Raw genomic sequence first — 1,534 nt, 5'->3', positions numbered from 1 at the left:
CATGATGGTTCGACTGGTTGTGTGGTAACTTCTAGCCTAAACCAGACTCCAACGCCCGTCCCGCTTTCGTTTTATTCCTCAATACTTTTGTCAGTCAAGCAGGGTAATGAATTCACTGGCACAATCACCTACATTCTCAACAAGAAACCAGTCAAGCCAATCAAAACAACCATAACAGGCACCCTGACTGATAGTGGCTGGTTGTCAATGAAATCCACCAAAAACCCACCTACAGGCGAATGTTTCCTAACCTTCGATGGTGAGCGAATCAGAGCACGACAAATTATTGGTGGAGCAAGTGCTGACGAGGTGCTGGTCGATAAAAAGACAAACAAAGTCAAAACAGATAAATCCCAGGGAGCATCAGGGGCATTTCAAATGATTGAAACTTCTCCAGGAACTTGGATACTCGAAATTCGCTCTGGGAAAGAGTTTAGGTTGAAGCCATCTCCCAAACCTAGTTCAGTTCCCAGCCCTGCCGCATCAACAAAAAGTTCCTCAACACCCCAAAGGTCTGTAACGCCCAAAACTGAACAGAAGCCGGAAGGTAATTCCGGCTCAAATCAAACTCAACCAGTATCCCCTACGACAAAATTGCCACCCATTGCATCAATCCCCGTTCAGGATCTCCGAGGTGCTCTCAATATTGCAGTCAACAACAAAGATTGGAGCAGTGCAATTGAGATTGTGGACAGAATGCTCGAAAATGCATCTCCCAAAGAAGCTGAGGATCTTCGTAAATACCGACTTGAACTACAGAAGCGATTAGCTGATTCCTCCAAAAAATCTTGATTGCCAGGGACTTGAATATGTCAAGTCTTTCGTTGCAACTTGTAACAAAGAGGCTTTGCCATTTCCTGCCCCTTTAAACAGCGGCTATAATTATGCTCATAACCAAGTTCCTTCTGACAGCACCCATGTCCATTTCTCAACCGTTATCTCCCCCTCCAGGGTTTGAGCAGCTCACTAAAACCCAGCAAATTGATTATGTTCAGCGACTCTGGGATTTAATCGTCACCACACCCGATGAACTCCCCGTTCCTGAATGGCATCTAGAAATCATCGAGGAGCGTTCTGCTTCGCAAAGCACTGCATCGTTCAGTGTATGGGGTGAGGTAAAACAGAGATTACTGAACAAATATCGTGAGCGCTAATCTACCGATTTTTCTGGATTCTAGGGCTGAAGAGGATCTAGATACCGCAGCCCAGTGGTACGCTGAACAACGCACAGAACTTTCTCTAGAGTTCTTGGATGCTGTTGATGTGGTGTTTGAGTTCATTGCCCAATTTCCCCAAGCAGGGCGAGAGGTTTCTGGTGGAATTCGCAGAGTATTGACCAAAAAGTTTCCCTTCTGCATCTATTATAAAGTTGATGACGGACAGGTGATTGTCTTTGCCGTTTTGCATTTTCGCCGTAGTCCTGATGCTTGGAAACAAAGGCTGGAGTAGTCATAATTTGTCGGTGAGGCACGAGGGCTAATCGGGTCGAGGAGGGAATTTAACCCTCCCCTCCCACACCACCCATCGTGCGGGT

Annotated in this window: 3 protein-coding genes; all 3 read left to right on the top strand. The window is 46.2% G+C overall.

Translation table 11 applies throughout. From position 1 onward, the window contains the following. Positions 1 to 792 (top strand): hypothetical protein (locus ACN4EG_RS27725; RefSeq protein WP_431633519.1); only part of this gene is annotated, 792 nt, incomplete at its 5' end. A 125-nt stretch (positions 793 to 917) separates the two neighbouring features. Then, entirely contained in the window at positions 918 to 1,154 is a 237-nt protein-coding gene (locus tag ACN4EG_RS27720) for an addiction module protein (protein WP_431633518.1), read from the top strand. Further along, positions 1,144 to 1,449 carry a type II toxin-antitoxin system RelE/ParE family toxin gene (locus ACN4EG_RS27715; protein WP_431633517.1) on the top strand — a complete coding sequence of 102 codons (306 nt, stop codon included), beginning with the start codon at positions 1,144 to 1,146 and terminating at the stop codon, positions 1,447 to 1,449. The genes ACN4EG_RS27720 and ACN4EG_RS27715 overlap by 11 nt, the downstream gene beginning before the upstream one ends. The last annotated feature ends 85 nt before the right edge of the window (positions 1,450 to 1,534 follow it).

This window comes from Alkalinema pantanalense CENA528, assembly GCF_050753345.1.
In the GTDB taxonomy this organism is placed as follows: Bacteria; Cyanobacteriota; Cyanobacteriia; order Leptolyngbyales; family Leptolyngbyaceae; genus Alkalinema; species Alkalinema pantanalense.
Note: the sequence above shows the minus strand (reverse complement) of the source record. Positions and strands in the feature narration are given on the sequence as shown.

Excerpts from the sequence above, each read along its gene's own strand:
- ACN4EG_RS27720 (WP_431633518.1), top strand. The coding sequence starts at position 918 with ATGTCCATTTCTCAACCGTTATCTCCCCCTCCAGGGTTTGAGCAGCTC.